Below are 24487 nucleotides of genomic sequence, written 5' to 3'. Positions count from 1 at the left end.
CGTAGAGGTGCCGGTGGCGGTCCCGTGCCGGGCGTCGACGGTACAGGAGCCGACCTGGGCCACGGCGAGCCTGCAGAAGGGGGACAGCCTGCAGACCAAGGTCCGGGCGCTGCTGGCAGAGCGGCAGGAGCACCTGGGCTACGAGGCGCAGTTGCGTGCCGCGGTGATGGCCTGTCAGTAGGGCTGTGATCTGTCTAAAACTAACTCACAACTCGCCGAACTATGCGGCTTTCAGACGGCCTATCTCGCGATTTTGTTTTGGACAGAGCCTGACTAATAGTCAGGCTCTGCGCGGCCTGGAGCTTGCTTCTTCCGCTACTGCTGCATCATCGGGGTGTGAGCAGAAAGGTCGCTTTGGCTCATGACTTTGGGCGGTCCGTCTTCTATATGCAAAAGCGCCTAGTGTACGGTATCCGGCCTGACGGCTTAAGCATCGGAGTACGCAATGAGCATCAGCGACGAAGGCATCACCGACCTGGCCGCGCGCCTGGGCGCGCAGTTGCAGCGGCTGGGCGCGCGGGTCAGCACCGCCGAGTCCTGCACCGGCGGCGGCATTGCGGAGGCGATCACGCGGATCGCCGGCAGCTCGGCCTGGTTCGACGCCGGCTACGTCACCTATTCCAACGCGCAGAAGAGTGCGCAGCTGGGTGTGCCTGACGAACTTTTCCCACAGGTCGGCGCGGTCAGCCGGGAAGTGGTCGAGGCCATGGCCCGCGGTGCACAGGCGCGCAGTGGCGCGCGTTTCACTGTTGCGGTCAGCGGCATCGCCGGTCCGGACGGTGGTTCGCCAGAGAAGCCTGTAGGAACCGTCTGGTTGTGCTGGGCCGATGGCGAGCAATGCTATCCGCAGCGCTTTCTTTTTTCCGGCGACCGCCTCGCGGTGCGCCGGCAGGCGGTGGCGGCCGCTCTGGACGGGGTGTTGCGACTGGCCGTCGGGGAAAATCCCGTTCGGGGGTAGGCGCGCGCCTTGCCCTGTGAAATAATACTGTCTACTTATACAGTTGTTCGTGGCCCATCCCGGCCGCCTGACTTCGCGAGGACTTCAATGGACGACAACAAGAAGCGCGCCCTGGCCGCGGCCCTGGGACAAATCGAACGCCAATTCGGCAAGGGCGCGGTAATGCGCATGGGCGACCACGAGCGCCAGGCCATCCCGGCCATCTCCACCGGCTCCCTCGGCCTGGACATCGCCCTGGGCATCGGCGGCCTGCCGAAAGGCCGTATCGTCGAGATCTACGGCCCGGAATCCTCGGGCAAGACCACCCTGACCCTCTCGGTCATCGCCGAAGCCCAGCGCCAGGGCGCCACCTGCGCATTCGTCGACGCCGAGCACGCGCTGGACCCGGACTACGCCGGCAAGCTGGGCGTCAACGTCGACGACCTGCTGGTCTCGCAGCCGGACACCGGCGAGCAGGCCCTGGAAATCACCGACATGCTGGTGCGCTCCAATGCGGTGGACGTGATCATCGTCGACTCCGTGGCGGCGCTGGTGCCCAAGGCCGAGATCGAAGGCGAGATGGGCGATGCCCACGTCGGCCTGCAGGCCCGCCTGATGTCCCAGGCGCTGCGCAAGATCACCGGCAACATCAAGAACGCCAACTGCCTGGTCATCTTCATCAACCAGATCCGCATGAAGATCGGCGTGATGTTCGGCAACCCGGAAACCACCACCGGCGGTAACGCCCTGAAGTTCTACGCCTCCGTGCGCCTGGACATCCGCCGTACCGGCGCGGTGAAGGAAGGCGACGAGGTGGTCGGCAGCGAAACCCGCGTCAAGGTGGTGAAGAACAAGGTCGCCCCGCCGTTCCGCCAGGCCGAGTTCCAGATCCTCTACGGCAAGGGCATCTACCGCACCGGCGAGATCATCGACCTGGGCGTGCAACTGGGCCTGGTGGAGAAATCCGGCGCCTGGTACAGCTACCAGGGCAGCAAGATCGGCCAGGGCAAGGCCAACGCCGCCAAGTACCTGGAAGAGAACGGGGAAATCTGCGCGGTGCTGGACAAGGCCATCCGCGAGCAACTGCTGAACAACCAGCCGGCGCCGACCAAGGCCGAGCTGGCTGCAGCCGAAGCTGCCGAGGCCGCTGAAGCCGACCTCGACTACTGATCCCGCCGATGCCGACCGTGCTCGATACGCCCGTCGCCGTGCGGCGGGCCGCCATGGACCTCCTGGCGCGACGCGAGCACGGTCGCGCCGAGCTCGTCCGCAAGCTGCGCCAGCGCGGCGCGCCTGCGGAACTTATCGAGCCCGCCCTCGACCGCCTGGCCGAGGAAGGGCTGCTCAACGAATCCCGTTACCTGGAAGCCTTCATCGCCAGCAAGGCGCGCAGCGGCTATGGCCCCTTGCGCATCCGCGAGGAACTGAGCCAGCGCGGCCTGCCACGGGGCGAGATCGAAAAGGCCCTGGGCGAGGCGGATGTCGACTGGCAGGCGCAACTGCGGGATGTCTGGCGCCGCAAGTTCCCCCGCCTGCCCCAGGACGCCAGGGAGCGTGCCCAGCAGGGGCGTTTCCTCGCCTACCGGGGCTTTTCCATGGAAGCCATCAACCGCCTGTTCAGTGGGCGGGGCGGGGACGACTGAGCCCGGGCCCGGCGCTGGTTGACCGGCCTGTCGGCCGGATCGCGGACGGAGTCCGCTCCTACGCCCTCCGGCAAACACAAGGCCCGTAGGATGGCGTTGAGCGAAGCGATACCCATCACCACGACTGCATGGGTTTCGCCAAGGCTCAACCCATCCGTTGAGGCGCACCTTGGCGCGGCCGGCAAGACAGTTGCCCCTACGCCATTCCATACACCGTTTTCCCGGAATCACGCGCCAGCGCGGTGTCACGTCGGGCCAACGGCGGATAACCGCGAACGGTTATACGCCCTACGGTTGGGCGTGGGCGTAGGAGCGGACTCCGTCCGCGATAGCCGGAACCACCGGCGCGGATCGCGGATAAGATCCGCTCCTACGCCACCCACCCGCGCCATCCCATGTAGGAGCGCGCCCTGCGCGCGAATCGCGGGCAGGGTCCGCTTACAGGTGCAGTGGCCTATGCCGGAACGGGGCAGGCTTCGGTCCAGTTCTGCTTGTCGTTGATGAAGTTCACCAGCTCGCGCAGGCGGCCGTGGTCGCGGCCGTTGAAGGCGAAGGCCAGGCGCGTGAGCTGGGTGAATTCCGGCTCGTCCTTTTCCAGTTCGCCGCAGGCCTGCTGGTGGAAGCCGTCGTGCAGGCAGAGGTTGCCGAACTCCTCGTGCAGGCGCTGCATGGCGCTGTCGCTGAGGCGGTGGTTGAGGCGGATGACGAAGTTGTCCTTGAGCCAGCGGCTGGAGTGGAAGTTGCTGTAGAAGTGGGCGATCTCCCCGACCGCGTCCTCCACCGAGCGGGCCAGTTTCATCAGGTGCATGTCGCTGGGCAGGATGTAGCGGTTGTCCAGCAGTTGCTCCTGCATGAACTGCAGCGCCTGCTCCCAGTAATGCCCGCCGGGTTGGTCGAGCAGCACCACCGGCACCAGCGGGCTCTTGCCGGTCTGGATCAGCGTCAGCACTTCCAGCGCCTCGTCCAGGGTGCCGAAGCCGCCGGGGCAGAGCACCAGGGCGTCGGCTTCCTTGACGAAGAACAGCTTGCGCAGGAAGAAGAAGTGGAACGACAGCAGGTTGTTGGTGCCGGCCACCGTGTGGTTGGCCTGCTGCTCGAAGGGCAGGGTGATGTTGAAGCCCAGGCTGTTCTCCAGCCCCGCGCCTTCGTGGGCGGCGGCCATGATGCCGCCGCCGGCGCCGGTGACGACCATCAGGTCGTAGCGTGCCAGGGTGCGCCCCAGGTCCCGGGCCAGGGCGTACAGCGGGTGGTCCGGGGGCGTGCGCGCCGAGCCGAACACCGTGACCTTGCGCCGGCGCTTGAACTGCTCGAGGGTGGCGAAGGCGTGCTCCATCTCGCGCAGCGTCTGCAGCATGATCTTGGCGTCCCAGCGGTTGCGGTCGGCCTGGGCCATGCGCGCCACGGTGAAGAGCATCTCGCGGTACAGCGGCAGGTTCGGGCTGTCGCCCGGCGCGGCGAGGGCGGCCAGCTCCTCGACCTTTTGCGTCAGGTCGGTGCCGCTGGTCTGGAAGTGCCGGGAAAGGTAGTCCTCGGGTTCATAGGGCATGGGGATACTCCTTGTTCTTCAACCCCTTGTCGTAGGCGTGCGCCAGTCTGACATGCCGCCGATGACAGTCGGCGATGACCCTGTTTCAGATTGCGATACGGTCCCCCTGTTCGGGAATGTTGGCTTTCCAGTCGAGGCGTTCGAGCAGTGCGGCCTGCAGGGCATCCATCTTTTCCCGCTCGCCATGTATCAGGTATAGCTCGGGTTTGTTCTCGAAGTGGCCAACCCACTGAATCAATTGCGATTGTCCGGCATGGGCGGAGAAGCCGCCGAGGGTGTGGACCTTCGCCCGCACGGCGATGCGCTGGCGTAGCACGCGCACGCTCTCGGCGCCGTCGACGATGGCGCGGCCCAGGGTGCCCTTGGCCTGGAAGCCGGGGAAGACGATGTGGCATTCCTCGCGCCAGAGGTTGTGCTTGAAGTGGTGGACGATGCGCCCGCCGGTGCACATGCCGCTGCCGGCGATGATGATGGCGCCGCTCTTGATGCGGTTGATCGCCATGGAGTCTTCCGGCGTCTGCGTGGTGCGCAGCAGCGGCAGCCATTCGGACAGCTTCACGGTGCCGGTGCCGCGGATGTATTCGCGGTCGCTGTCGGAGAACTCGCCGGAGTGGCGCAGGTAGATATCGTTGGCCCGCGCGGCCATGGGGCTGTCGAGGAAGACCATCTGCTGCGGCAGGCGGCCTTCCTGGTAGAAGCGCCCGAGGTAGAACAGCAGGTCCTGGGTGCGGCCGACGGCGAAGGCGGGGATCAGCACGTTGCCGCCGTCCTTCTGCGCCTGTTCGAGGATGTCCGCCAGTTCCAGCAGCGTCTCGTTGTTGTCGCGGTGGTCGCGGTCGCCGTAGGTGGATTCCAGCAGCACCACGTCGGCGCGGCTCAGTGGCGTCGGCGTGCGCATCAGCGGCGAGCAGGTGTTGCCCAGGTCGCCGGAGAACACCAGGCGGCGCGTCAGGCCCTGCTCGTGGATCTCGATCTCGACGATGGCCGAGCCGAGGATGTGCCCGGCGTTGTGGAAGGTCACGCGGATGCCGGGCGCCACTTCCACGGTGCTGCCGTAGCTGACGCTGCGGCGCAGCTTCAGGGCCTTCTCGGTGTCTTCCACGGTGTAGATCGGGGTGACCGGCGGCTTGTTCAGGCGGGCGCGCCACTTGCTCTCCCACTCGGCGTCCTTTTCCTGGATGTTGGCCGAATCCATCAGCATCAGTTCCAGCAGCTCGCAGCAGGACTCGGTGGCATAGATCGGCCCCTTGTAGCCTTCCTTCGCCAGGCGCGGCAGCAGGCCGCTGTGGTCGATGTGGGCGTGGGAGATGACCACCGCGTTCAGGCTCTTCGGGTCGAAGGGGAAGGGCGTGCGGTTGCCGGCCTCGTTGTCGCGGGTGCTCTTGCCGTTGCTGCGGCCCTGGCGCATGCCGCACTCGAGCAGTACGCGCGCGCCGTCCCGGGTTTCCAGCAGGTAGCAGGAGCCGGTGACTTCCTGGGCTGCGCCGATGAAGGTGAGTAGGGCCATGGGGCCTCCTTAGCAGGATTCGGTATTTCAGACTCGCGTAGCTGGAACGAAATGGCGTTGATACAGGTCAGCGCCGCTCCCATCCGGCGACCTAGACTTCCCCCATAGCCCCAGGGAGAACGTCGAGCATGTCGCAGATACTGCCCAGTCCGGACGAACTGGCCGCGCACGCGGCGGAGCAGCCGGCATTCGCCGAATGGCTGAGCGGATACGGTCCGCTTGAGCATAGCGCGCTGACCCAGGCTGCGGTCTTCCGCGTGGCTCATCAATTGGTCCAGGCCGGCCTGCAGCCGGACCTGGCGAGCGTCTACCGGATGTTCCGCGCGCTGGACCGGCTGACCTGCGCCGGGCTCTGGCTGGTGGTGCACATGACCTACGCGCGCCGCGTGCGCCTGGACGGTTCGCCGTTGCAGGCCGAGGACTTCAAGGCCAGCCCCGAGGGCCATACCGGCGGCGCCCTGAACATGGTGCCGGCCTACGCCGGCTACCTGGCGCTCAATGCCCTGACCGGCACCACCCGCGGCTGGCTGATGGGGCAGGGGCATTGTGTGGCGGCCATCGAGGCGCTCAACGTGCTGACCGCCAACCTGCACCCCGAACAGGCACGGCGCTACAGCATCGACGCCACCGGCCTGGAGCGCCTGGTGCAGGACTTCTACAGCTACGCCCAGGCGCCGGACGGCAGCGTTGCCGCGCCCCTGGGCAGCCACGTCAACCCGCATACCGCCGGCGGTATCGCCGAAGGCGGCTACCTGGGCTTCGCCGAACTGCAGTACGCGCACCTGCCGCTGCCCGGCGAGACCCTGGTGGCCTTCCTCTCCGACGGCGCCGCCGAGGAGCAGCGCGGCAGCGACTGGATGCCGCGCTGGTGGCGCACCGAGGACTGCGGCGTGGCCCTGCCGGTGATGATCGCCAATGGCCGGCGCATCGAGCAGCGCACCCAACTGGGCACCCGCGAGGGTCTGGAGGGCTTCAAGCACCACCTGAGCGGTTGCGGCTTCGACCCGCTGAGTTTCGACGGCCGCGACCCGGCCGCCTTCGTCTGCGCCCTGTGGGAGATGGAGCAGCGCCTGGCGCACCGCGTGCACGAGAAGAACAGCGGCATCCTGCAGTACCCGCTGCCGATTCCCTACGGCATCGCCGAGACGGTCAAGGGCTTCGGCTTCTACGGCGCCGGCAGCAACGCCGCGCACAACCTGCCGCTGCCGGGCAACCCCCGCGACGACGCGAACGCCCGTGAGCTGTTCAACCAGCACGCGGCGCGGCTGTGGGTGCCGGAAGCGGAGCTGGACGCCGCCTGCGCGCTGTTCACCGCGAGCCGCCAGGGGCGCCTGCTGGAGCGCGACAACCCGCTGGCGGTGCGGCGGCCCATCGAGCCCAGCCTGCCGGAACTGCACTACCGCAACGACCAGTGCTCGCCGATGCTGGCGCTGGACCGCTTCTTCAGCGAACTGTGCGCGGCGAACCCGGACCTGCGGGCCCGCGTCGGCAACCCCGACGAGCTGGCCAGCAACCGCCTGGGCGGCGTGCTCAAGGCGCTGAAGCACCGCGTCTGCCAGCCGGAGAGCGCGCTGGAGGCCGTCGACGGGCGGGTCATCACCGCGCTCAACGAAGAGGCCGTGGTCTCCGCCTGCCTGGCCAACCAGGGCGGGCTCAACCTGGTGGCCAGCTACGAGGCGTTCTGCGTGAAGATGCTCGGCGCGGTACGCCAGACGCTGATCTTCGCCCGCCTGCAGAAAGAGGCGGGGCGCCCGGCCGGCTGGCTCGGCTGGCCGCTGGTGGCCACCTCGCACACCTGGGAGAACGGCAAGAACCAGCAATCGCACCAGGACACCACCTTCTGCGAAAGCCTGCTGGGCGAGATGAGCGACATGGTGCGGGTGCTGTTCCCCGCCGACCACAACAGCCTGCTGGCGCTGCTGCCGCAGATTTACCGCAGCCGTGGGCAGCTCGCCTGCGTAGTAGCGCCCAAGCGCGAGCGGCCGAACCTGTTCGACCGGGCCCAGGCGGAACAGCTGGCGCGCGATGGCGCCATCGTGGTGGAAGAACATCCCGGCAGCGATCCGCTGCTGCTGATCGCCAACGGCAGCTACCAGCTCGGCGAGATGCGCCGCGCCGTGGAGCGCCTGGCCGAGGCCGGCTACCCGTACCGCCTGGTCTACCTGCAGGAGCCGGGGCGCTTCCGCGCGCCGAGGGACAACTGGGAACTGGCGGCGGTGGCCGACGAGGCGCTGATCGAGCAACTGTTCCCGGACGCCTACGGGCGCCGCGTGCTGCTCACCCACATGCGCCCGGAAGTGGCGCGCGGGCATCTCTGGCCGATCCTGCCGGATGCGCTGCGCAGCTCGGTGCTGGGCTACCGCAACCGCGGCGGGACCCTCGACGAGCCCGGCATGCTGTTCGCCAACCGGGCCTGCTGGGGCGATGTGCTGGCGGCCTGCGCGCGCCTGCTGGAAGTACCGCGCAGCGCGCTGCTGACCGCCGAGGAGGTCGCGGCGCTGGCCGGCAAGGGGGATCCGCAGGCCCTGCGCTGAGGCGCCTCAGCGCTTCAGCGGCTTGACGAGGGAATCCAGGCCCTCGACCTTCAGCTCCAGCACAATCTGCATCAGGCGGCCCAGCTCGCCCTTGGGAAAGCTGTCATTGCGCTGGAACCACAGCAGGTACTCTTCCGGCAGGTCCACCAGCATGCGCCCCTGGTACTTGCCGAAAGGCATCGGCGTGCGGGCGATCTTCAGCAGGTTGAGCTTTTCCGACTCCAGCATGGCGCCGGCTTCACTTCTGCAGCTTGATGCGGCAACTGCCGGCATCGAAGCGCTCGACGGCCACCGGGGCGTTGCTGTGGTACTCGGTGAAGTCGTAGGTGAGCACCGCGCCCTGGGCCAGCAACTGGCGGTAGCCGGTGTTGCTGCACACGCTGTCGCCCAGCTGGCTGCGCACGCTCTCGGGGTTGGCGCGCATCTTCGCGGCGTGGCTGGCGCGCACGCTGAGGTGGTTGATCAACTGGTTGCCTTCGACGGTATAGCCCTGGTCGAGGATGTCCTCGTTGATCGCGCGCGGAGTGCCTTCGCTGCTTTCCTTGGCGACTTTCTCCAGTGTCTTGGCCAGTTCGAAGTCCTTGAGCGACGCGGCGTGGGCAGCGGGCAGGACGAGGCAGAGGGCGAGGGCGGTTAGGCGCAGCATGGGCTTCTCCTGAAACGGGTGCGTATTCGACCGCGCGACGCCGGCACGGTTCGCCGGCGCCGCAAATCCCCCATTGTCCCTGAAAACCGCCCGGCTGCCGAGCGGCCTTGGCGCGCAGGGGCTCTGTTACAATCGCCGCCCGCCGAGACTGCCCGCCCGAGCCACCGATGTCGCCTGCCCATCCCGCCACCAAGAACCATGCCGTCGCCCGCCTGCGCGCCGAGCGCCTGGCCCGTTGCGTGAAGCCCTTCGTGGCCCGCGGCTCGCGTTCGCCGCGCTGCGCCGGCTGCCGCCTGCGCCCGGACTACTGCATGTGCGCCTGGCAGCCGCAGGTGCAGGCCAACGCCGGCATGTGCCTGGTGATGTTCGACACCGAGCCGCTGAAGCCGAGCAATACCGGCTGGCTGATCGCCGAGACGGTGCCGGACACCTGGGCCTTCGGCTGGTCGCGGATCGAGGTCGACCCGGCCCTGCTGGCGCTGCTGGACGACCCGCAGTGGCAGCCCTACGTGGTGTTCCCGGGGGAGTTCGTCGCCGCCGAGCGGGTGGTGGAGAAGGTCGCGCCGCAGCCCGGCAAGCGCCCGCTGTTCATCCTGCTGGACGCCACCTGGAACGAGGCGCGCAAGATGTTCCGCAAGAGCCCCTACCTGGACCGTTTCCCGGTGCTGAGCATCACCCCGGACGCGCTGTCGCGCTACCGCCTGCGCCGCTCCAAGTTCGACGAGCACCTGTGCACCGCGGAAGTGGCGGCGCTGTGCCTGGGCCTGTCTGGCGACCAGCGCGCGGGGGATGCGCTGGATGCCTACCTGGACGTATTCAGCGAGCGCTACCTGGGCGCCAAGCACCAGCGCGGCCTGGACGAGCAGAGCCCGGCGCACCAGGCCCTGCGGCCCTACACCGCGCTCTAGGGTTCAGGCTGCCGCGGCCTGCTTCTGCGGCCACAGCTGGGCCACCAGCATGCCGGCGAGCATCAGCGCGCAGCCGAAGTAACCGCGCGCGTGCAGGCTCTCGTCGAGGAAGATCGCCCCGGCGATGGCGGCGAATACCGCTTCCAGCGAGAGGATGATCGCAGCATGGGAGGCGATGGCGTGCTTCTGCGCGATCACCTGCAGGGTGAAGCCGGTGCCGACGCCGAGCAGGCCGCCGTAGAGCAGCGCCGGGCCGGCCTGGACGATGGCGTCCCAGTGGATTTCCTCGAACACCAGCGCCAGCGCCATGCTCACCACCGAGCAGGTGACGAACTGCAGGAAGGCCAGGCGGATGGCGTCGTAGCGGCTGGCGAACAGGCCCACCAGCAACACGTGGCAGCCCCACACCAGCGCGCCGGTCAGTTGCAGCCAGTCGCCGGAGGCCACCTTGAAGCCCGGGCCGATGCTCAGCATGGCCATGCCCACCACCGCCAGCGCCGCGCCGAGCCAGGTGCCCGTGCCGGTGCGGTGGCCCAGCAGCAGGCCGAGCAGCGGCACGATGATCACGTACAGGCCGGTGATGAAGCCGGAGTTGGTCACGCTGGTGAACAGCAGGCCGACCTGCTGCAGGTTGATGCCCAGGGTCAGCGCGGTGCCGATGGCCAGGCCCGCCAGCAGCAGGCCGCGGTTGAACGGCTGGGCCCCGCGCCTGGCCGACCAGGCCAGCAGCGGCAGCAGCATCAGCGCGCCGAGGGCGAAGCGCAGGCCGGTATAGAGGAAGGGCCCGATGGCATCCATCCCCAGGCGCTGCGCGACGAAGGACACGCCCCAGATCATGGCGGTGACCAGCATCAGGATATCGGCGCGCAGGGCATGGCTCTTCATGGTGTTCTCGGCAGGCAAAAAAAAGAGCGCAACTCTGCCGCAAGCCGGGGACTTTGAAAAGCTGTCCATTCCGTCAGCGGGTGCGCCGGGAGTCGCCCGCATCTGCATTCTCGGCAGGCATCGGCCGATGCATTTGCGTACAATGCGCCAATCAGGTCACGACCTTTCCCATGCTGGCCCCGCCGTTATCCGCGGCCGGGATCGAGCCTGGCCATCAAGGAACTTACATGGCTTCCTATGAAATCCTGATCGCTGACGATCATCCGCTGTTCCGCAGTGCCCTGCACCAGGCCCTCACCTTGGGCCTGGGCCCCGAAGCGAAACTGGTGGAGGCGGCGAGCATCGCCGAGCTGGAAGCCAGGCTCAACGAGAAGGCCGACTGGGACCTGGTCCTGCTGGACCTGAACATGCCCGGCGCCTACGGCTTTTCCGGCCTGGTGCTGCTGCGCGGGCAGTACCCGCAGATCCCGGTGGTGATGATCTCGGCCCAGGAGGATGCCGCCGTGGTGCAGCGCTCCCGCGAGTTCGGCGCCAGCGGCTTCATCCCCAAGTCCAGCGAGATGGCCACCCTGCAGCAGGCGGTGCGCGCGGTGCTCGACGGCGACGTCTGGTGGCCGCCGCAGGCCGACGCGGTGACCGAGCTGAGCGAGGAAGTGCGCGCCGCCAGCGCCGGCCTGGCGAGCCTGACTCCGCAGCAGTTCCGCGTGCTGACCATGGTCTGCGAAGGCCTGCTGAACAAGCAGATCGCCTTCGAACTGAGCGTTTCCGAGGCCACCGTCAAAGCCCACGTCACGGCGATCTTCCGCAAGCTCAACGTGCGCACCCGCACCCAGGCGGCGCTGTTGCTGCAACAGATGGAAACGGTTCCGAGCGCCTGAGCGGCGGCCGGTGACCTTGGTTTCACACTTTCCTACGGCACCTGGTTTAGAGTGCTGCGTCTTTTTTCGCAGAGAGCCCTTCGTGACTTCTTCCCCCTTCAAGGGCCAGACCGGCCTGAAGCGCATCCTCAACGCCGCCGGCTACTCCATGGCCGGTTTCGTCGCCGCCTTCCGTGGCGAGGCGGCCTTCCGCCAACTGGTGCTGATCAACGTCATCCTCGTCCCGCTGGCGTTCTTCTGCGACGTCACTCGCGGCGAGCGCGCGCTGATGATCGCCGTGTGCCTGCTGGCGCTGATCGTCGAACTGCTCAACTCGGCGGTGGAAGCGGTGGTCGACCGCGTGTCCCTGGAACGCCACCCGCTGTCGAAGAACGCCAAGGACATGGGCAGCGCCGCGCAGTTCGTCGCGCTGAGCATCATCACCGTGACCTGGGCGGTGATCCTGCTGGGCTGAGCCCATGGGAGCAGGCGCGTAGGGCGTATGACCGTTCGCGGTTATACGCCGCTACACCGACCTCGTGCCCGGCTCCTCGGTCGAGCCCGGAGTGCCCTGAAACAGGCACTTCGTGGCCAAACCCGGAGCGCGCCTGAAGCCAAGGCCAAACGGCGGATAACGTCGAACGTTATCCGCCCTACGCTCCGAACCGTAGGAGCGGACTCTGTCCGCGATTGAGTGAGATCCACCTAGTCGCTCCGGCAAACACAACACCCCGTAGGATGGGTTGAGCGAAGCGATACCCATCACCACGGCAGCATGGGTTTCGCAGGCTCAACCCATCCTACGAAGGGCGTCCCGGCGTGGTCGACAAGACCGCCTCAGGGAATCATCGGCAGCACGATCTCGTCGCTGCGGCTGATGCCCGCAGTCTCGCTGCGGCACAGGTCGAGGAATTCGCGCATGGTCGCGGTCTGGTACTTCTGCCGGTGCCAGATGAAGTAGAACTGCCGGCGCAGGTCCAGCTGCGGAGTGTCCACCGGCACCAGGCTGCCGCGGCGGAAGGCGTCGCGCAGGGCCAGGCGCGAGATGCAGCCGATGCCCAGGCCCGACTCCACGGCGCGCTTGATCGCCTCGGTGTGCTCCAGCTCCAGGCGGATGTTCAGCGGCTCGATGTGATGGCGCATGGCCTGGTCGAAGGTCAGGCGGGTGCCCGAACCCTGCTCGCGGAGAATCCAGGCCTCGCTGCTGAGCCGATGCAGGTCCACCGGCCCGGCGTTGGCCAGCGGGTGCTGCGGCGCGCAGAACACCACCAGCTCGTCCTCCATCCACGGCTGCACCTCGATGTCCGGGTGCTGGCAGTCGCCCTCGATCAGGCCCAGGTCCAGCTCGTAGTGGGCGATGCGCTGCACCACGTGGGCGGTGTTGTGCACGTGCAGGCGCACCCGGCAGTCCGGCTGGCGCTGCATGAAGGTGCCGATCAGCAGGGTGGCCAGGTAGTTGCCGATGGTCAGGGTGGCGCCCAGGTCCAGGGAGCCGAAGGCGCTCTTGCCATTGAGCAGCGTCTCGATCTCGCTGCCGCGGTCCAGCAGCGCCACCGCCTGGGGCAGCAACTGGCGGCCCAGGGCGTTCAGCGTCAGGCGCTTGCCGGCGCGGTCGAACAGCTTGCAGTCGAACTGCCGCTCCAGTTCGCCCAGGGCCGTGCTGGTGGCCGACTGCGACAGCGACAGCGCTTCGGCGGCGCGCGACACGCTTTCCTGCTGGGCCACGGCGACGAAGACTTCCATCTGGCGCAGGGTGAATTTCATCGGTTCGGCTGGCTCCGTGGCGGGCGAGGGGCGCGACATTCGGTCGCCCCAGGCGGGGCGGCAGGGGGCGTAAGCTGGCGCGCGCTGGCCGCCAGGCGTCCCTTATCTGCGTTTTGGATTAGCAATATCCAGATAATTTATTTTGCGGATATTCTCGCCCCCTATAAAATGTCGCGCAATCGCGCTACGTCCGGGATCTGCTGGGGTGCGCCACGAATCTCTAGGAGTCCTTGATGAGCAACCTGTACACCGAGCGCGTTCTCAGCGTGCACCACTGGAACGACACCCTCTTCAGCTTCAAGACCACCCGTAACCCGGGCCTGCGCTTCAAGACCGGCCAGTTCGTGATGATCGGCCTGGAAGTCAACGGTCGCCCGCTGATGCGCGCCTACTCCATCGCCAGCCCGAACTACGAGGAGCACCTGGAGTTCTTCAGCATCAAGGTCCCGGACGGCCCGCTGACCTCGCGCCTGCAGCACCTGAAGGAAGGCGACGAGCTGATGGTCAGCCGCAAGCCCACCGGCACCCTGGTGCTGGACGACCTCAAGCCCGGCAAGCACCTGTACCTGCTGAGCACCGGCACCGGCATGGCGCCGTTCCTGAGCGTGATCCAGGACCCGGAAGTCTACGAGAAGTTCGACAAGGTCATCCTGGTCCACGGCGTGCGCTGGGTCAGCGAGCTGGCCTACGCCGACTTCATCACCAAGGTCCTGCCGGAGCACGAGTACTTCGGCGACATGGTGAAAGAGAAGCTGATCTATTACCCCCTGGTCACCCGTGAAGAGTTCCGCAACATGGGCCGCCAGACCGACCTGATGCGCAGCGGCAAGCTGTTCGCCGACATCGGCCTGCCGCCGATGAACCCGCAGGACGACCGCGCCATGATCTGCGGCAGCCCGAGCATGCTGGACGAGACCAGCGAAGTGCTGAACGGCTTCGGCCTGCAGATTTCCCCGCGCATGGGCGAGCCGGGCGACTACTTGATCGAGCGCGCCTTCGTCGAGAAGTAAGCTGCCCGCAATTGAAGGAGCCCGCCACCCGGCGGGCTTTTTCGTTCATGGCGGACATGGGGAAATGCCGTGCGTAGGAGCGGGCCCTGCCCGCGAATCGCGCGCAGGGCGCGCTCCTACAAGGTGAGGTGGCGAAACGCTGGCGTAGGATGGGTTGAGCGAAGCGATACCCATCACCACGGTCCGATGGGTATCGCAAGCTCAACCCATCCTACGAAAAGCGCCTCGGCGCGCCGTACAAATTTATCCGCGATTAGAGGGGGCGGGTTGCACATCCAGTACCCGGATCACCCCTGCCTCGGGGTAATGCCAATGCACGTCCAGGTCCCACAGCCGTGCGCCGTAGCGGCGTTCGGGCGTGGGTTGCTGGTAGGCCGGGCGCGGGTCCTGGGCCAGGCACTGTTCGACCAGCTCGACTACCGGCTCGCCCAGGCGCAGGGCCTGCTCCCGGGCCTGGGCCAGGGCGGCGTCGCTCCACTGCACCGGGATTGGCACCGGCGGCGCCTCGGCGATGGCGTTGCGCGCGTCGGCCACGGCGTCGGCATAGGGCACGTAGGGCTTGATGTCGAGCACCGGGGTGCCGTCCAGCAGGTCGATGCCTGACAGCCACAGGCGCCCGGGCTCGACCTTCTCCAGGCGCACCACCGACTGGCCGATGCCGTTGGGCCGGTGCGTGGCGCGGGTGGCGAATACGCCCAGGGAGCGGTTGCCGCCCAGGCGCGGCGGGCGCACCTTGAGCCGTGGCTTGTCTTCCAGGGCCTGGTGGAAGAGGAACAGCAGCCAGACGTGGCTGACCTGCTCCAGGCCTTCCACCGCCTCGCCGCCGTCGAACGGCGGCAGCAGCTCCAGCACGCCCCGCGCCGCCGGGGCCAACTGCGGTTGGCGCGGGATGGCGAACTTCTCCTTGAAGCAGGAACGGATGTAGCCGATGGGGGAGACGGAGTAGGACATGGCGGCACGCGCATGGAGCAGGGGGCCGCCATGTTACCCGATCGGCACGGCAAACCCCGCCGCTTGCGTCATCGCCGGCGCCTGCGCAGCAACAGCCAGCCGTAGCAGGTGTCCTGGCCTGGTTTCGCTCCTCACCCCAGTCCTCTCCCGGAGGGAGAGAGGGAGCCGTTCGTGCCACCGGGGCCTCCGGCGTGGCCGGTGAACCCAATCGCGGACAAAGTCCTACGTTCCAGGAAGCACGGCTTTTCGTAGGATGGTGTTGAGCGAAGCGATACCCATCAGCGCCACCGCATGGGTTTCGCAAGCTCAACCCATCCTACGAAGAGCACCTCGGCGCAAGACAAGTGCGTGGGCAGCCAGACCCAGGGCATGGCCGCCCGCGGCTCAGCGCCTGTCGCGCCGGACCAGGCCCTTGAGGAAATTGCGCAGCAACTGGTCGCCACAGGGACGGTAGTTACTGTGGCCGGGGGCGTGGAACAGCGCGTTGAGTTCCCCCTTGGTCATCACCAGCCCGGCGTCGTCGAGGATCGCCAGCAGGTCGTGGTCGCGCAGTTCGAAGGCCACCCGCAACTTCTTCAACACCAGGTTGTTGGTCAGCGGCAGTTCCAGCGGCGGCAGTGGCCGGCTGTCGTCGCGGCCGCGGCGGTGGATGATCAGGCCGTCGAGAAAGCGCGCCAGCACTTCGTCCGGGCACTCGCGGTAACCGGGTTCGTCCTCGCGGGCCAGCAGCGCGGCGACTTCGGCCTCGTCCAGCGCCAATCCGGCCAGGCCGGCGATGGCGGCGACCTCGCGGTCGGCGATGTCGAGGCTGTAGCGCAGGCTGCGCAGGATGTCGTTGTTGAGCATCGGTAGTGTCCCGGTTGAAAGAAAAAGCCCCGCAAGGCGGGGCTTTCGGCGACTCAGGCCAGTTCGGCCCAGAGATCGTACTCGTCGGCATCGGTGATGCGCACGCGCACCTTGTCGCCCGGCTTCACGTCGAAGGTATCGATGTAGACGGCGCCGTCGATCTCCGGAGCGTCGGCCCAGGAACGGCCCACCGCGCCTTCGGCATCCACTTCGTCGATCAGCACTTCGATTTCCTTGCCCACCTTCAGTTGCAGGCGCGCGGCGGAAATCGCCTGCTGGTGCGCCATGAAGCGCTCCCAGCGCTCCTGCTTGACGTCATCGGGCACCGGCTCCAGGCCCAGGTCGTTGGCCAGGGCGCCTTCCACCGGGGAGTACTGGAAGCAGCCGACGCGGTCGAGCTGGGCTTCGGTCAGCCAGTCGAGCAGGTACTGGAAGTCTTCCTCGGTCTCGCCGGGGAAGCCGACGATGAAGGTCGAGCGGATGGTCAGCTCGGGGCAGAGCTCGCGCCACTTCTTGATGCGCGCCAGGGTCTTGTCCTCGAAGGCCGGGCGCTTCATGGACTTGAGCACTTTCGGGCTGGCGTGCTGGAAGGGGATGTCCAGATAGGGCAGCAGCTTGCCCTGGGCCATCAGCGGGATCACGTCGTCGACGTTGGGGTAGGGGTAGACGTAGTGCAGGCGCACCCACACGCCCATGCTCGACAGCGCTTCGCACAGCTCCAGCATGCGCGTCTTCACCGGCTGGCCGTCCCAGAAGTCCAGCTTGTACTTCAGGTCCACGCCGTAGGCGCTGGTGTCCTGGGAGATCACCAGCAGTTCCTTGACGCCGGCCTTGACCAGGCGCTGGGCCTCGCTGAGCACGTCGCCCACCGGGCGGCTGACCAGCTTGCCGCGCATCGACGGGATGATGCAGAAGCTGCAGCTGTGGTTGCAGCCCTCGGAAATCTTCAGGTAGGCGTAGTGGCGCGGGGTGAGCTTGATGCCCTGCGGCGGCACCAGGTCGATCAGCGGGTTGTGCTCGGCCTTGGGCGGCACCACCTCGTGCACGGCGCTGACCACCTGCTCGTACTGCTGCGGACCGGTGACCGCCAGCACGCTGGGGTGCACGTCACGGATGCTGTCCTCGGCCACGCCCATGCAGCCGGTGACGATGACCTTGCCGTTCTCGGCGATGGCCTCGCCGATGGCGTCCAGGGATTCGGCCTTGGCGCTGTCGATGAAGCCGCAGGTGTTCACCACAACGACGTCGGCGTCCTCGTAGGTGGGAACGATCTCGTAGCCCTCCATGCGCAGCTGGGTGAGGATGCGTTCGGAGTCGACCGTTGCCTTGGGGCAACCGAGGCTGACGAAACCGACTTTGGGCGTTGCGGTGGACATGGGCGGCTAACCTCTAAGGGCGCGCTGGCGGCGCCTCTGATCAAAAAGTGCGCAATTCTAGCGGCAGCCCGCGCGCTTGACCAGCCTCCGTGAGACAAGCTGCCGCAGCGGCCGGCGAAAGCGCCGGCAGACACAGGGTAAGGGCGGCAAACACCTTCTATAGTCACTCAGATCAGGTTTTCGTGGCTCTTGCATCGCCGGGCCCGTCGGCGCAGGATGCGCCGAATTTTTCCTAGAGGAATTTTGTTACATGTCCAACGCCAGCGCTGGAACCGCGGAGCAGCAGGAAAACCATTCAAGCTCTGCCCTGGGCATGATGGTGGCCGCGGTGGGCGTCTGCTACGGCGACATCGGCACCAGCCCGCTGTACACGCTCAAGGAAGTCTTCGTCGGCGGCTACGGCGTGCAGGTGGGGCACGACGCCATCCTCGGCATCCTCTCGCTGATCTTCTGGTCGCTGGTCTGGGTGGTCTCGATCAAGTACGTGATCTTCGTCCTGCGCGCCGACAACCAGGGCGAGGGCGGGGTGATGGCGCTGACCGCGCTGGCGCGCCGCGCCGCCCACGACTATCCGCGGCTGAGCTCGGTGCTGGTGGTGCTGGGCCTGTTCGGCGCCTCGCTGTTCTATGGCGACAGCATGATCACCCCGGCGATCTCGGTGCTCTCGGCGATCGAGGGCCTGGAGATCGCCTTCGACGGTCTGGAGCACTGGGTGGTGCCGTTGGCGCTGATCGTGCTGGTCGGCCTGTTCCTCATCCAGCGCCACGGCACGGCGCGCATCGGCATCCTGTTCGGCCCGGTGATGGTGATCTGGTTCGTGGTGCTGGGCGCGCTTGGTCTGTACGGCATCTACCAGCACCCGGTGGTGCTGAACGCGATGAACCCCTACTGGGCGGCGAACTTCTTCATCGTCCACCCGGGCATCGGCGTGGCCATCCTTGGCGCCACCGTGCTGGCGCTGACCGGCGCCGAGGCGCTGTACGCGGACATGGGCCACTTCGGCCGCAAGCCGATTTCCCGCGCCTGGTTCGCCCTGGTGCTGCCGGGCCTGGTGCTGAACTACTTCGGCCAGGGCGCGATGATCCTCTACAACCCGGAAGCCGCGCGCAACCCCTTTTACCTGCTGGCGCCGTCCTGGGCGCTGCTGCCGATGGTGGCGCTGTCCACCGTGGCCACGGTGATCGCCTCCCAGGCGGTGATTTCCGGGGCCTTCTCGCTGACCCGCCAGGCCATCCAGCTGGGCTTCGTGCCGCGCATGTTCGTGCAGCACACCTCCAGCCAGGAGCAGGGGCAGATCTACATCGCCGGGGTGAACTGGGCGCTGATGGTCGGCGTGGTGCTGCTGGTGCTGGGCTTCGAGTCCTCCGCGGCGCTGGCCTCGGCCTACGGCGTGGCGGTGACCGGGACCATGCTGGTGACCACCCTGCTGATGGGCGTGGTGCTCTGGCTGCACTGGAAGTGGCCGCTGTGGCTGGCCATTCCGTTCTTCTGCATGATGCTGCTGGTGGACGTGCTGTTCTTCTCGGCCAACCTGCCGAAGGTGGTGCAGGGCGGCGCCTTCCCGGTGGTGGCCGGTATCGCCCTGTTCATCCTGATGACCACCTGGAAGCGCGGCCGCCAGTTGCTGGTGGAGCGCTTGGACGAGGGCTCGCTGCCGCTGCCGCTGTTCATCGCCAGCATCCGCTCGCAGCCGCCGCACCGCGTGCAGGGCACCGCCGTGTTCCTCACCGCGCGTTCCGACGCCGTGCCCCACGCGCTGTTGCACAACCTGCTGCACAACCAGGTGCTGCACGAGCAGGTGGTGTTGCTCACCGTGGTCAACGAAGACAGCCCGCGGGTCGCCACCGACCGCCGCTTCGAGGTGGATGCCTATGGCGAGGGCTTCTTCCGCGTGCTGCTGCACTTCGGCTTCATGGAGGACCCGGACATCCCGGCGGCGCTGAAGTACTGCCACCTCAACGAGCTGGACTTCAGCCCCATGCGCACCACCTACTTCCTCAGCCGCGAGACGGTCATCCCGTCCCGGCGCATCGGCATGGCGCGCTGGCGCGAGGGGCTGTTCGCCTTCCTGCTGAAGAACGCCAACGGCAACCTGCGCTACTTCAACCTGCCGCTGAACCGGGTGATCGAGCTGGGGACGCAGGTGGAGATCTGAGTGGTTTTGCTGGGGAAGACAAAGCGCGCCTGAGGGCGCGCTTTTTCGTTTCTGGGGGCCTCGCCAATCGACCGTGCATGGGATCGCGGACGGAGTCCGCTCCTTCGGTTCCAGGATGCACGGCTTTTCGTAGGATGGTGTTGAGCGAAGCGATACCCATCAGCGCAACCGCATGGGTTTCGCAGGCTCAACCCATCCTACGGGGCTCCGTCCGCGATTCGCGCGCAGGCGCGGGATGGCGCGGTTACTCCGGCCGCGCCTCGCCGGCGCCGGGGAGCATGCGCACCAGGGTGTTGTCGCGGCTGATGAAGTGGTGGAACAGCGCGGCGACGGCGTGCAGGCCGATCAGGAAGTAGCCGATGTTGCCGACGGTCTCGTGCACGGCCTTGACCTGCTTGGCCAGGTCCGGGCTCTCCGCCACCAGAGGCGGCAGTTGCAGGCCCCAGAAGGGGATCGGCTTGCCGGCTGCGCTGAGGATGGTCCAGCCGGCCAGCGGCAGGCCGATCATCATCGCGTAGAGCGCCACGTGCACGGTCTTGGTCAGCAGCATCTGCCAGGCCGGCGGGGCGGGCACGATCGGCGGGGTGGGGTAGATGAAACGGCCGATCAGGCGCAGCCAGACCAGGCAGAACACGCTCAGGCCGAGCATGAAGTGCCACTGGCTGAGCAGGGCGCGGGTGTCGCTGCCCTTGGGGTAGTTGCCCTTGAGTTCGATGCAGGCGTAGACGCCGGCGATCAGCACCAGCATCAGCCAGTGCAGGGCGATGGACAGGCTGCCGTAGCGGCGCGGGTAGGGGGGCTGGCTCATGGAAACTCCTTCTCTTCAGGCTGTCCCGCTCGTGGCTGCGGGTCGGGGCAGCTTGCGTCCGCAGCCTGAAGCCAGGCTGAAGACGCAGCCAATGCCTGAAGTGTAAGCCAGCCTTCGGCTCAGGACTCGTTCGGCGGCACCTGGCGCGCGCGGATGGCGTTCACCAGGCGCTTGGCCAGGGCCGGGTAGTTCTCGTCGAAGTGATGGCCGCCGGGCAGTTCGAGGTTCTCGCCGATGGCCTGGGGCTGGGTGCAGCCGCTCTCGTCCTTCTCGTCGATGCCATACACGCAGAGCACCTTGGGCCCGGGCATGCGCGCCAGTTCCGGGCCGGTGGCGGCTTCCTGGCCGGCCTTGCCCAGCCAGCCCTGCACTTCGATCTCGAAGCTCCCGCTGCGCGCCAGGGCCAGCAGCAGCACGGCGCTGACCTGCTGCTTGTCGGCCTCGGGCAGGCGGTTGTAGATGGCCGGCAGCACGTCGGCGCCGAAGGAGTAGCCGGCCAGCACGAAGTGGGTGGCGCCCCATTTCTCGCGGTAGTGCTGCATCAGCAGGGCGAGGTCGGCGGCGCTCTGCTCGGGGCTCTTGTGCTCCCAGAAGTAGCGCAGCGCGTCGATGCCCACCACCGGGTAGCCCAGTTCGGCCATCTGCCCGGCGACGTCGCGGTCCAGGTCGCGCCAGCCGCCGTCGCCGGAATAGAACAGGGTGACGGTGGGCGAGGGCTTGGCGGCTGGCACCTCGACCACCGGGAAGTCGTCGCCGCTACCCTGGATCAGGCGCTTGAGCTGGTCGTCGAGGACCACCGGCAGGCTGTCGTAGTAGTTGGCGATGACGGTCTCGGCGTTCTGCTGGGTGCGGGCGAAACGCGCGGTCCCGTCGTCCGGGTTGTCGTTCCAGGCCGCGGTCCAGTGGCCGTGGGGCGCGCTCTCGGGCAGCTTGGGCGCGGCGCAGTCGGGCTTGTCGAGGGCGAAGCCGACCGACAGGGCCTTGGCCTTGTCGCTGTTCTGCCCGGCCAGCCAGCGCCAGGCCCAGGCGCCGCCCTGGTGCACGCCGGCGACCAGGGTGGGCTGGGCGTCGAGCAGGTTCAGCGCGGCCTGCACGCGGTGCTGCTGGGCCACGCAATCGTTGTCCGGGAAGAGGAACTGCACCACCCGGGCGCCATTGTCGTGGGCCAGGGCCAGCAGCTGGGCGTCGTCCAGCTTGTTGTCCTGGGGCACCGCCAGCAGCACGGTGGCGGTCGGATGGCGGGCGGGAATGGCCAGGCTCACCGGGCTGCCGTCGGGCAGCTTGCCGTGCTCCAGGCGCGCCTGGGACAGCGGGTGGAACCACAGCGCCACGGCTGCGGCGGCAGCGACGACTATCAGCAGCAGGACGATGGCCAACAGGCGCCAGCGACGTTTCGACATATCAGCGTTTCACCAGTCCGGACAGGCCGCCCGCGATCAGGGCGGCGGTATCGGCCAGCGCCACCAGCGGATCCAGTCCGGCGGGCACGGCCAGGTAGCGGGGTTCCCAGTCGGGCTGGAACTTGTCCTTGAAGCGACGCAGCCCCTGGAAGTTGTAGAACTGTTCGCCGCGGTGGAACACCAGCGCGCCCAGGCGCTGCGTCAGCGGCGCGCCGCGGCGCGGCTGCAGGCCCGAGAGCGGCACCATGCCGAGGCTGAAGCGGGCGTAGCCGTGCTCCTTGTAGTGCAGGATCAGGCCGAGCATGAGGAATTCCATGGTCATCTTCGGCGCGTCCGGCACCACGCGCATCAGGTCCAGGCTGGCCAGCCCGTGGCTGGCGGTTTCCAGCAGGTTGACGAAGGCCACCGCGCGGCCCTGGTGGCGCACCACGGCGACGCGGAAGTAGCGCAGGTATTCGGGAGTGAAACGGCCCAGGGAGAAGCCCTTCTCGCGGGTGGCCTTGCCGCCCAGCCAGGCGTCGGAAATCGCCCGCAGCTCGTCCAGCGGCGCCTGCCCGGCTTCGTGGAACTCGATGGCCAGGCCGTCGCGCTGGCCGCGGTTCCAGGTGTAGCGCAGGTCCTTCATGTCCTTGCCCTTGGCTTCCAGGTCGAAGCGCTGCAGGTCCACGCGCGCTTCCTCGCCGAGCTTGAGGGCGGTCAGGCCGATGTCCATGTAGAACGGCAGGTTCTCCGCGCGCACCTGGTAGAACACCGGGCGCGCGTGGTGCAGGTCGCAGAGGTCGCGGAACTGCCAGATCAGCTCGGCGCGGGCCTGGGTCGGGCCGATCGGGTCGTACAGCGCCACCAGGCTGCGGCCGCGGCGGGCGTACATGAGGAAGGCGTCCTGGCTCGGGTGGAACAGCAGGGCCTTGTCGCCGGACAGCGCCAGGCCGCCGTCGGGCTGCTCGGAGCGGGCGAGGATGGCGGCGGCGCGGTCCAGTTCCTCGGCGCTCGGCTCGTGGATCGCTGGCGGCGAGGTGCGCAGCAGCCAGGTCAGGCCCACCGCGGCCAGCAGCAGGCAACTGCCCAGCAGGGCGCGCAGGCCGCGCGGGGCGTCGGCGTCGAGGGCGAACTGCCACCACAGCTCGTGGCTGTAGGGCACGTCCTGGTAGGCGAACAGGAACAGCCAGATGGAGCTGGCCAGCACGCAGCCGGCGGCGGCCAGGTACAGCGGCGAGAAGGGCACTTCCATCAGCCGGCTGCGGCGGTAGAAGGAGCGGCGGAAGATCGCCAGGAGCAGGGCGGTGACGCCGAGGATCGACGCTTCCTCCCAGTCCACGCCCTTGAGCAGCGACAGCACCGCGCCGCTGAGCAGCAGCACCAGGGTGATCGCCCAGGCCGCCGACAGGCGCCGGCGCAGGCCCTGGGCCAGCAGCAGGCAGAGCACGCCGATCAGGCTGGCGGCGAAGTGCGAGGCGTCCACCAGGCGGTGCGGGACCAGGAAGTCCAGCTCCTCCAGGCGGGTGTCGATGGACGGGGTGGCGCCGGAGAACAGCAGGACGATGCCGGAAATGAACACCAGCACCGCCAGCACCGGCGCGGCCAGGCCGGAGGCCACGCGCATCGCCTGGCGCGCCAGGAGCATGCGCCGCGCCTCGACCACCAGCAGCAGCAGGCAGGCCAGCAGCAGCGGCAGCACCACATAGATGAGGCGGTACATCAGCAGCGCAGCGGCCAGCGGCGCGGCGCCGATCTGCCCGGAGAAGGCCGCCAGCAGGATCGCCTCGAACACCCCGACGCCGCCGGGCACGTGGCTGAGCACGCCGGCGGCCAGGGCGATCATGTAGACCAGCAGGAAGGCGCCGAACGGCGGCGCCTCGGGCAGCAGCAGGTAGAGCACGGTGGCGGCGGCGGCCACGTCCAGCGCGGTGATCAGCAGTTGCAGCAGCGACAGGCGCAGGCCCGGCAGGCGCACCGAGCGGCGGCCGATGCGGATCAGCTGGCTGTCCGGCGAGGGCTGTTCCGGCTCGCGGCGCCGCTCCATGCCGATCACCAGCAGCACGCAGAAGGCCAGGATCGCCACTGCCAGGACCGCTACCAGCCACTGCGGCAGGCGTAGCGCCAGGGCCGCGTCGGGCAGGTCGCTGAGTGCCGCCATGGCCGCCAGCACCGGCAGCGCGCAACCCAGGGACAGGCTGGCGAACAGCGTCATGCGCGCCACTTCCATGGCGTTCAGCCCGGCGCGGGCGTACAGGCGGTAGCGCACCGAGCCGCCGGAGAGCATCGACAGGCCCACCGCGTTGCCGATGGCGAAGGCGCTGAAGCCGCCGGTGAGCAGCGTCGGCAGCGGCAGCTTCACCCCGGCGAAGCGGGTGGCCGACCATTCGTAGCCGAGCAGGCAGACGAAGCCGGCCACGGTGGCGGCCAGGGCGCCGAGCAGGGCGTTGCCGGGGATGTCCAGCAGGGCGTCGTGCAGGGAATAGGGGTCGATGTCGCGCAGCAGGTGGTAGCAGGCCACCAGCGCCAGGGCGAACAGCAACAGGGTGACGCCGACGCCGATGGCCTGGCGATGGGCGCCGAGCCGCTCGAACAGGCGGGAGCGGGAAGGAGCGCTGGCAGTTTCCGGAGTCTCAGGCGCGGTGGAGTCGACGCGCATCGGGCACCTCAATGGCTGTTGCGCGACAGGTGGGGGCACCCGCGCGAATTCCCAAGTCCATGGGAACAAATGACTGCAA

Annotated in this window: 22 protein-coding genes; 10 read left to right on the top strand and 12 right to left on the bottom strand. The window is 67.8% G+C overall.

Features of this window, described 5'->3' with window-relative positions; all coding sequences use genetic code 11:
• From QSJ95_RS24185 to recX, 4 genes are all read left to right on the top strand, one after another.
• The coding region (locus tag QSJ95_RS24185; RefSeq protein WP_285645772.1) for a hypothetical protein at nt 1-181 on the top strand (181 nt) is incomplete at its 5' end.
• Nucleotides 182-445: 264 nt separating this feature from the next.
• Complete coding sequence (locus QSJ95_RS24180) at nt 446-958, top strand: CinA family protein (protein ID WP_058070960.1); 513 nt, start codon at nt 446-448, stop codon at nt 956-958.
• Nucleotides 959-1045: 87 nt separating this feature from the next.
• Nucleotides 1046-2107 carry a recombinase RecA gene (gene recA / locus QSJ95_RS24175; RefSeq protein WP_043271151.1) on the top strand — a complete coding sequence of 354 codons (1062 nt, stop codon included), beginning with the start codon at nt 1046-1048 and terminating at the stop codon, nt 2105-2107.
• 8 nt (nt 2108-2115) lie between these two features.
• Entirely contained in the window at nt 2116-2580 is a 465-nt protein-coding gene (recX, locus tag QSJ95_RS24170; protein WP_009616841.1) for a recombination regulator RecX, read from the top strand.
• A 454-nt stretch (nt 2581-3034) separates the two neighbouring features.
• Here the strand turns inward: recX and QSJ95_RS24165 are convergent, their stop codons facing one another.
• Together QSJ95_RS24165 and QSJ95_RS24160 are read right to left on the bottom strand one after the other, a co-directional pair.
• The gene (locus QSJ95_RS24165) at nt 3035-4126 is read right to left on the bottom strand and encodes an LOG family protein (RefSeq protein ID WP_058070963.1); all 1092 of its coding nucleotides are present in this window, start codon (nt 4124-4126) and stop codon (nt 3035-3037) included.
• Nucleotides 4127-4211: 85 nt separating this feature from the next.
• Nucleotides 4212-5633 carry an MBL fold metallo-hydrolase RNA specificity domain-containing protein gene (locus QSJ95_RS24160; protein WP_043271148.1) on the bottom strand — a complete coding sequence of 474 codons (1422 nt, stop codon included), beginning with the start codon at nt 5631-5633 and terminating at the stop codon, nt 4212-4214.
• A gap of 128 nt (nt 5634-5761) precedes the next feature.
• Here QSJ95_RS24160 and QSJ95_RS24155 point away from each other — a divergent pair, with 128 nt between their 5' ends.
• Nucleotides 5762-8167 carry a phosphoketolase family protein gene (locus QSJ95_RS24155; protein ID WP_285645767.1) on the top strand — a complete coding sequence of 802 codons (2406 nt, stop codon included), beginning with the start codon at nt 5762-5764 and terminating at the stop codon, nt 8165-8167.
• Between the two features lie 6 nt (nt 8168-8173).
• Here the strand turns inward: QSJ95_RS24155 and QSJ95_RS24150 are convergent, their stop codons facing one another.
• Both QSJ95_RS24150 and QSJ95_RS24145 read right to left on the bottom strand, forming a co-directional pair.
• Entirely contained in the window at nt 8174-8395 is a 222-nt protein-coding gene (locus QSJ95_RS24150; protein ID WP_009616847.1) for a DUF3820 family protein, read from the bottom strand.
• A gap of 10 nt (nt 8396-8405) precedes the next feature.
• Complete coding sequence (locus tag QSJ95_RS24145) at nt 8406-8813, bottom strand: quorum-sensing-regulated virulence factor family protein (RefSeq protein ID WP_043271144.1); 408 nt, start codon at nt 8811-8813, stop codon at nt 8406-8408.
• A gap of 167 nt (nt 8814-8980) precedes the next feature.
• On the opposite strand from QSJ95_RS24145, the gene QSJ95_RS24140 reads away from it, so the two are divergent.
• Nucleotides 8981-9721, top strand: a complete 741-nt coding sequence (locus QSJ95_RS24140; RefSeq protein ID WP_069863679.1) for a tRNA-uridine aminocarboxypropyltransferase — start codon at nt 8981-8983, stop codon at nt 9719-9721.
• Nucleotides 9722-9724: 3 nt separating this feature from the next.
• Here the strand turns inward: QSJ95_RS24140 and QSJ95_RS24135 are convergent, their stop codons facing one another.
• A complete protein-coding gene (locus QSJ95_RS24135; protein WP_502945314.1) occupies nt 9725-10675 on the bottom strand; it encodes a DMT family transporter in 951 nt (316 codons plus the stop codon).
• A gap of 158 nt (nt 10676-10833) precedes the next feature.
• Between QSJ95_RS24135 and erdR the strand changes: the two genes are divergently transcribed.
• The gene (gene erdR / locus QSJ95_RS24130) at nt 10834-11484 is read left to right on the top strand and encodes a response regulator transcription factor ErdR (protein WP_285645762.1); all 651 of its coding nucleotides are present in this window, start codon (nt 10834-10836) and stop codon (nt 11482-11484) included.
• A gap of 82 nt (nt 11485-11566) precedes the next feature.
• The gene (locus tag QSJ95_RS24125; RefSeq protein ID WP_058070966.1) at nt 11567-11938 is read left to right on the top strand and encodes a diacylglycerol kinase; all 372 of its coding nucleotides are present in this window, start codon (nt 11567-11569) and stop codon (nt 11936-11938) included.
• 362 nt (nt 11939-12300) lie between these two features.
• Here the strand turns inward: QSJ95_RS24125 and QSJ95_RS24120 are convergent, their stop codons facing one another.
• Complete coding sequence (locus QSJ95_RS24120) at nt 12301-13227, bottom strand: LysR family transcriptional regulator (protein ID WP_009616855.1); 927 nt, start codon at nt 13225-13227, stop codon at nt 12301-12303.
• Nucleotides 13228-13460: 233 nt separating this feature from the next.
• Here QSJ95_RS24120 and fpr point away from each other — a divergent pair, with 233 nt between their 5' ends.
• A complete protein-coding gene (gene fpr, locus QSJ95_RS24115) occupies nt 13461-14237 on the top strand; it encodes a ferredoxin-NADP reductase (RefSeq protein ID WP_009616858.1) in 777 nt (258 codons plus the stop codon).
• 243 nt (nt 14238-14480) lie between these two features.
• Here fpr and tsaA read toward each other — a convergent pair whose 3' ends face one another.
• The 3 genes from tsaA to rimO form a co-directional block, all read right to left on the bottom strand.
• Nucleotides 14481-15188 (bottom strand): tRNA (N6-threonylcarbamoyladenosine(37)-N6)-methyltransferase TrmO, encoded by a 708-nt coding sequence (gene tsaA, locus QSJ95_RS24110; protein ID WP_285645759.1) that lies wholly within the window; start codon nt 15186-15188, stop codon nt 14481-14483.
• Nucleotides 15189-15572: 384 nt separating this feature from the next.
• Nucleotides 15573-16034 carry a YehS family protein gene (locus QSJ95_RS24105; protein WP_285645757.1) on the bottom strand — a complete coding sequence of 154 codons (462 nt, stop codon included), beginning with the start codon at nt 16032-16034 and terminating at the stop codon, nt 15573-15575.
• A gap of 53 nt (nt 16035-16087) precedes the next feature.
• On the bottom strand, nt 16088-17410 hold the full coding sequence (gene rimO / locus QSJ95_RS24100) for a 30S ribosomal protein S12 methylthiotransferase RimO (protein ID WP_285645755.1): 1323 nt from the start codon (nt 17408-17410) through the stop codon (nt 16088-16090).
• A gap of 250 nt (nt 17411-17660) precedes the next feature.
• Here rimO and QSJ95_RS24095 point away from each other — a divergent pair, with 250 nt between their 5' ends.
• Nucleotides 17661-19565 carry a potassium transporter Kup gene (locus tag QSJ95_RS24095; RefSeq protein WP_061562501.1) on the top strand — a complete coding sequence of 635 codons (1905 nt, stop codon included), beginning with the start codon at nt 17661-17663 and terminating at the stop codon, nt 19563-19565.
• 244 nt (nt 19566-19809) lie between these two features.
• Here the strand turns inward: QSJ95_RS24095 and QSJ95_RS24090 are convergent, their stop codons facing one another.
• The 3 genes from QSJ95_RS24090 to mprF form a co-directional block, all read right to left on the bottom strand.
• Entirely contained in the window at nt 19810-20373 is a 564-nt protein-coding gene (locus QSJ95_RS24090; RefSeq protein ID WP_285645750.1) for a cytochrome b, read from the bottom strand.
• Nucleotides 20374-20492: 119 nt separating this feature from the next.
• On the bottom strand, nt 20493-21773 hold the full coding sequence (locus QSJ95_RS24085) for a virulence factor family protein (protein ID WP_074981412.1): 1281 nt from the start codon (nt 21771-21773) through the stop codon (nt 20493-20495).
• Nucleotide 21774: 1 nt separating this feature from the next.
• A complete protein-coding gene (mprF, locus tag QSJ95_RS24080) occupies nt 21775-24408 on the bottom strand; it encodes a bifunctional lysylphosphatidylglycerol flippase/synthetase MprF (RefSeq protein ID WP_285645749.1) in 2634 nt (877 codons plus the stop codon).
• Nucleotides 24409-24487: the final 79 nt, after the last annotated feature.

It is taken from the genome of Pseudomonas sp. NBRC 100443, assembly GCF_030268185.1.
In the GTDB taxonomy this organism is placed as follows: Bacteria; Pseudomonadota; Gammaproteobacteria; order Pseudomonadales; family Pseudomonadaceae; genus Pseudomonas; species Pseudomonas citronellolis.
Note: the sequence above shows the minus strand (reverse complement) of the source record. Positions and strands in the feature narration are given on the sequence as shown.